Here is a 6,321-nt window from a genome sequence, read left to right as displayed (position 1 = left end):
TGAGGTCCAGTGGCACCAGTGTTACCTCGAGGTCCAGTAGGTCCTATGCCGAACGAAGCTGAATTAACTAGAGTAGTTTGTAGCTCTGCAATTAATTTAAGGAGTTCTTGGAGTGTGCAAGGATCAATTCGGAATAACTTTGTAATGTAAAGTAAGTAATTAATTAAAATTTGGAGTTCAACAAATACAGCATCCGGTAAGAAGGTTGGATTTTTTAATATAGTTATTAAGTTTTTTATAATAGCTAATCCTTGTGCTTTCAGGGGGGGAGTAGCGTCTAGCGAACAGATGAATTTGCTTAGTAGGTTTAATGTATCAATTAGATCTTCAATGTTTTTGGAAGATGGATTAGCGAAAAGTTTTGGAATTATTTTTATTAAATCGTTAATGATTGCTCGAAATGTTCTAATTTGTGCTTTAGAAATTGGGATTGATGGGGTATTTGGGATTCGTCCGGCGCTACTTGGAAAGCATGGCTTGGAGTATTTATTTTCATTGTCGTTATAACGAGACATTAAATCTCTCCTTTCTAATGAGAATGTGAACGAAACTCATCATAGTAGATGCAAAAAATAGTTAAATGGTCATAATAAAATTGTTTGTTTAAAGAAAAAATAGAAAAAACGCCTTAATTCAAGGCGTTTTTTCTATTTTCTGCGTATTGATAATATCGTTTTAGTGAAATTTTCGATTTGAATCCAGCTAGTTTTACTATTTCTGATTCCGGAGTTTCTTTTTGTATTAAGTTTAAAATATAGGTGTTACGAAAGTGTTGTCCTGAGATTCCTTTGCGTAAATTAGCTCTAGCTACTTCGAGTCGAATCATTTTTTGGATAGCGATTTCTGTTAATCCTTTTGGTGCATCATTTTCATAGACCCATCTGTATGTTCCGCGGTTAAAATCGAATGCGACAAACAATGGATCGTTGCTATGGTATTTAGGACGAACTGGTTCGGGTATGCTTTTGTAATACGTGTACAGTTGCTTTTTGTCTTCAATTGTTAATGCGATTGTTCTTTCTACTCCTGCAGTTGCCGGGATAGACAAAGTGTTAGTTTCGAAGTGGACGTGATGCATAGTTAGTGCTGTTAGTTCTTGTAAGGATAGTCCGTAGTCTATTAGTAAATTTAAAATAGCGATATTACGATCCATTAATAACGGTCGCACGGGACGTTGTTTTTCTGAAAGTCCTTCTAATGAAGTGGCTATATGCTTTAATTTTTTCTCTTCGTCGGACGAGATGAAATCTTCGCTACGTAAGGCACGATTCGGTTGGATAACAATTTCCATGTCCTTTAATGGATTGGGGATATTGAGAAAGTAGTACATTCTATTTAGTACAATAAATACACGGTGCATTGTTTTATCAGAGTAATGTCGATTCTTTTTTAAGTCAGAAAAATAATCTTCGTAGTCTTTTGTACAAAGTGTAGCCCATATATTACTGGAAGGCAGCTTTTTGTTTTTTTCTAACCAATGTCCGAAATCTTCAATGTCGTAAACATACCGTTTAATAGTTGAAGATTTTCGGCCTTTATTTAATAAAAAAATAGAAAAGGCTTGTATTGTATCATGGAATTCCGTTGTTTCCATAGTCCCACCACCTTCATTATTTCTTATATTATAGCAAACTTTTCTGAAAATAGGCATGTATAAGGGGATGGGGATAATAATATGTGGTGAATGGATAAAATGAGGTGATTGTATGGAACAATCGATGCGCAAGAAAAATAACAATCAAATTAACATTGTGTTAAACCATCGAAAGAAAATTTCTTTGCCGGCATCAGAAAATAAAACAGTAATTTCAAGTGAAACAACTACTAAACATGAAATGTTACAGAGAATTGAAGAAGAGATGGGAAAGCTTGTTGGGATGGACGATATAAAAAAGATAATAAAAGAAATATATGCTTGGATTTATGTAAATAAAAAAAGACAAGAGATGGGATTGAAATCTGAAAAGCAAGTGCTCCATATGTTGTTTAAAGGGAATCCAGGTACAGGGAAGACAACTGTTGCTAGAATGATAGGGAAGTTGTTATTTGAGATGAATATTCTGTCAAAAGGGCACTTAGTTGAAGCGGAACGTGCTGATCTTGTAGGAGAGTACATCGGCCATACAGCTCAAAAAACAAGAGATTTAATAAAAAAAGCGATGGGAGGTATTTTGTTTATTGATGAGGCGTATTCTTTAGCACGAGGGGGAGAGAAGGATTTTGGGAAGGAAGCGATCGATACACTTGTAAAACATATGGAAGATAAACAACATGGTTTTGTATTGATTTTGGCTGGATATTCAAGGGAGATGAATCACTTCCTTTCATTAAATCCAGGACTGCAATCTCGTTTTCCGTTTATTATTGAGTTTGCGGATTACTCGGTAAATCAGTTATTGGAAATTGGGAAGAGAATGTATGAAGAACGTGAATACCAGTTATCAAAGGAAGCTGAGTGGAAATTTAGAGATCATTTACACGCTGTAAAGTATTCGTCGCAAATTACATCGTTTAGCAACGGGCGATATGTGCGGAATATTGTTGAAAAATCAATTCGTACACAAGCTATGCGGTTGTTACAAGAAGATGCATATGATAAGTATGATTTAATTGGGATATCAAGCGGTGATTTGATGTTTGAAGAGGAGACGCACAGTACGTAAACTGTGCGTCTGCTTTTTGTGCATAAGTACAGTTACTCTTTTTTTGCTTTTTCTTTGTAAGATTTATGGAAGCGTTCCATTTTAGCGCTCTTTTCGTGTGCGGAATTTGGATCGTGCCCAAATTGGTTTACTGAGCTTTTTTGAGCTCCTTTATTAACATGGTTTGTCATTTGTATTCACCTCGCTTTGAGGATTAGTATGAACATATTATAAAGAAAAAAACGTTAGAAAAGAAAAACCTCTTATAAAGAAAAAAACGTTAGAAAAGAAAAACCTCTTTACGATATGTAAAGAGGTTAGATTGCTATTTATGCATTGAACGTTCTTTTGTGTCGATACGTCTATGCGGTAAATGCCATTTGTAATGAATAGAAACCATGCGGAAGCAAACAATTAAAATGAATAAGGTGTAAAGAGCCCAATCGCTAACGATAATTTTAGCGCCAATTAAGAAGCCTGCTAGAATTGTCCAAAAAGCATATACTTCAGCTCGAAGGACAAGAGGCTTTCTGCGGGCTAAAAGATCACGGATGATACCACCGCCGATGCCAGTTAAAACAGCGGCTACGATTGTAGCGCTAATTGGTAAATCTAGTTTTTGAGCATATAATGCTCCTTGTACGGCAAATGCTGATAAGCCGATAGCATCCGTAATGTTTTCCCATTTTTTCCAATGTCTAATTAATTTATTTGGAAAAAGAAAAATAATTGTCATTGATAAAAGTGCGATTTGGAACAACATGTCTTGTTGCCAAAATGCAACGATTGGATAACCAATTAGTAAATTACGAAGGGCACCTCCCCCAAATGCGGTTGCCATTCCTAAAATATACACCCCGAAAATATCATAATCCTCTTCCATTGCAACAATGGCTCCGCTTAGTGCGAAGGCGATTGTGCCTATGATGCTAAAAATCTCCCATGCCATGAATTTTCTCCCCCGCTAACTAGATGAAATGTGCTTCCTCTGCTATTATATTAGAAGGTTTAAATTTCGAAAAGGATGAGTGAACATATTTGATGGAAGAAAAAGAAAAAGTCATATTAGTTGGCTGTCAATTGTCGCAAGATGATGATGAAAAATTCATGCATTCCATGAAAGAGCTTGCATCGTTAGCGAAGACTGCGCGAGCAGAAGTGTTAGTGTCAATAACCCAAAAACGTCCGAAGTTTCATCCGGCGACTTATATAGGGAAAGGTAAACTAGAAGAGCTTACGATGTTAACTGAAGAATTAGAACCCGCTGTTATTATATTTAATAACGAGTTAACGCCGAGTCAAATTCGAAATTTATCTTCAGTATTAGATGCAAGAGTGATTGACCGAACGCAGTTAATACTAGACATTTTTGCGCAACGTGCGAAATCGAGAGAGGGTAAGCTTCAAGTAGAGTTAGCTCAGTTGCAATATACAATGCCGCGCCTTATGGGACAAGGGTTATCTTTGTCGCGTCTTGGGGGTGGTATTGGTACAAGAGGACCGGGGGAGACGAAGCTTGAAACGGATCGTCGGCATATTCGATCCCGTATGGATGAAATTAAGAAACAACTTGCGGTTGTTGTGGAACATCGAAAAAGATATCGTGAGAGAAGAAAAGATAATAAAGTGTTTCAAGTTTCATTAATTGGATATACAAATGCAGGGAAATCTACGTTGTTTAATAGATTAACGGAAGCGGATACCTTTGAAGAAAACTTATTGTTTGCAACGTTAGATCCGACAACAAGGAAGATGCCGTTACCTTCTGGTTATACCGTGCTTTTGACTGATACGGTTGGCTTTATACAAGATTTACCTACGTCACTAATTGCTGCTTTTCGATCTACGTTAGAAGAAGCTGGTGAAGCGGATGTTATTTTACATGTTGTTGATTCGGCAGACTCTAATTATGTAGGGCATGAGCAAACGGTAAAACAACTATTGTCAGATCTTGAAATTAATCATATTCCTATTATTACGTTATATAATAAAAAAGATAAATTGCATCAAAATTTTATTCCGTTTCCAAAAAGTGATTTTTTAATGACGAGTGCTTTTGAAGAAAATGATTTATTACGTATTAAAGAAGCGATAGAAACGAAGATGAAGGAAGAAATGGTTGTTTATCAAGTGAAACTCCCGCCTAGTGAAGGTAGATTGTTAACACTTTTAAAAACGGAAACGGTGCTAACAAAAATGGAATTTTTAGAAGAAGAGTTTGTGTACGATTGTACAGGATATATATTTGCTCATTCGTCGCTTAATGGGCAATTGAAGAGATTTTTAGTGGAAGAAGGAGAAAATAAAAATGTTTGATCGTTTGAAAAATGGAGAAAAAATTGCTCCAATCGTAAAAGAAGTGGAAAGTCAAATTACGGAAGTACATAAGCGTGCAGATGAAGTAATTGAAAGTAATCAATTTCGTGTATTAGAAAGTTTTCGTAAACATAAGATTAGTGATTCGCATTTTATTCCAACGACAGGTTACGGTTATGATGATATTGGTCGTGACACGTTAGAAAAGGTGTATGCTGATGTATTTGGAGCTGAAGCGGGTCTTGTTCGTCCGCAAATTATTTCGGGAACACACGCGATTTCAACAGCTTTATTTGGTGTTTTGCGCCCGGGAGATGAGTTGTTGTACATCACTGGCAAACCGTATGATACGTTAGAAGAAATCGTTGGTGTACGCGGAAAAGGTGTAGGATCATTTAAAGAATATAATATTGGTTATAACGCAGTTTCATTAACTGAAGAGGGACTTGTGGATTTTGAAGCTGTTGCAGCTGCGATTCATAGTAATACGAAGATGATCGGTATTCAGCGATCAAAAGGATATGCTACTCGTCCGTCGTTTACTATTTCTCAAATTAAAGAGATGATTGCGTTTGTTAAAGAAATTAAACCTGATGTTGTTGTATTTGTTGACAATTGTTATGGCGAGTTTATTGAAGAGCAAGAGCCGTGTCATGTTGGTGCAGATTTAATGGCAGGTTCGCTTATTAAAAACCCGGGCGGGGGAATTGTTAAAACTGGTGGTTACATTGTCGGGAAAGAGCAGTATGTTGAAGCTTGTGCATATCGCTTGACGTCTCCGGGGATCGGGGCAGAAGCTGGGGCATCTTTATACAGCTTACAAGAAATGTATCAAGGTTTCTTCTTAGCGCCGCATGTTGCAGGACAAGCACTAAAAGGTGCGATTTTTACAGCGGCATTTTTAGAAAAGTTAGGAATGAACACGTCGCCAGCGTGGAATGCGCCAAGAACAGACTTAATTCAATCTGTTCAATTTGATGATAAAGATCGTATGATTGCGTTCTGCCAAGCTATTCAATATGCATCTCCGATTAATTCTCATTTTACTCCGTATGCAAACTATATGCCTGGCTATGAAGATGATGTGATTATGGCTGCAGGAACGTTTATTCAAGGTGCGAGTATTGAATTGTCTGCTGATGGTCCGATTCGACCACCTTATGTTGCATACGTGCAAGGTGGATTAACGTACTCGCATGTTAAAATTGCGATTTGTTCTGCAATCGATGAATTGATTGAAAAGAATTTGTTAACAATTTCTTAAAGGAAAGCTGTCGAAATCGACGGCTTTTTTGTATGGAAGTAATGATTTGTGGCATTAGAAAAACGAGTGAAAAAAATTCTAAAAAAACCATGTAAGAAA

General features: G+C 36.7%; 7 protein-coding genes. 3 read left to right on the top strand and 4 right to left on the bottom strand.

All coding sequences use genetic code 11. The annotated features are described in order from the left end of the window. Window positions 1-515 (bottom strand): collagen-like repeat preface domain-containing protein (locus COI75_RS22700; protein ID WP_141530818.1); only part of this gene is annotated, 515 nt, incomplete at its 3' end. A gap of 113 nt (window positions 516-628) precedes the next feature. After that, a complete protein-coding gene (locus COI75_RS22695; protein WP_000450333.1) occupies window positions 629-1,594 on the bottom strand; it encodes a tyrosine-type recombinase/integrase in 966 nt (321 codons plus the stop codon). A 112-nt stretch (window positions 1,595-1,706) separates the two neighbouring features. On the opposite strand from COI75_RS22695, the gene spoVK reads away from it, so the two are divergent. Further along, complete coding sequence (spoVK, locus tag COI75_RS22690) at window positions 1,707-2,663, top strand: stage V sporulation protein K (protein WP_000438194.1); 957 nt, start codon at window positions 1,707-1,709, stop codon at window positions 2,661-2,663. A gap of 32 nt (window positions 2,664-2,695) precedes the next feature. Here spoVK and COI75_RS27030 read toward each other — a convergent pair whose 3' ends face one another. Together COI75_RS27030 and COI75_RS22685 are read right to left on the bottom strand one after the other, a co-directional pair. Then, window positions 2,696-2,833 carry a hypothetical protein gene (locus COI75_RS27030; RefSeq protein WP_000181507.1) on the bottom strand — a complete coding sequence of 46 codons (138 nt, stop codon included), beginning with the start codon at window positions 2,831-2,833 and terminating at the stop codon, window positions 2,696-2,698. Window positions 2,834-2,967: 134 nt separating this feature from the next. Then, window positions 2,968-3,591 (bottom strand): trimeric intracellular cation channel family protein, encoded by a 624-nt coding sequence (locus COI75_RS22685; RefSeq protein ID WP_000312264.1) that lies wholly within the window; start codon window positions 3,589-3,591, stop codon window positions 2,968-2,970. 92 nt (window positions 3,592-3,683) lie between these two features. Between COI75_RS22685 and hflX the strand changes: the two genes are divergently transcribed. Continuing rightward, the gene (gene hflX / locus COI75_RS22680; RefSeq protein WP_000391428.1) at window positions 3,684-4,958 is read left to right on the top strand and encodes a GTPase HflX; all 1,275 of its coding nucleotides are present in this window, start codon (window positions 3,684-3,686) and stop codon (window positions 4,956-4,958) included. Continuing rightward, entirely contained in the window at window positions 4,951-6,222 is a 1,272-nt protein-coding gene (locus COI75_RS22675; protein ID WP_000460308.1) for a methionine gamma-lyase family protein, read from the top strand. Before hflX ends, COI75_RS22675 begins: the two co-directional genes overlap by 8 nt. The last annotated feature ends 99 nt before the right edge of the window (window positions 6,223-6,321 follow it).

It is taken from the genome of Bacillus cereus (assembly GCF_002564555.1).
In the GTDB taxonomy this organism is placed as follows: domain Bacteria; phylum Bacillota; class Bacilli; order Bacillales; family Bacillaceae_G; genus Bacillus_A; species Bacillus_A cereus_K.
The sequence above is the reverse complement of the archived record's forward strand: the minus strand, read 5'-3'. Positions and strand labels throughout refer to the sequence as shown.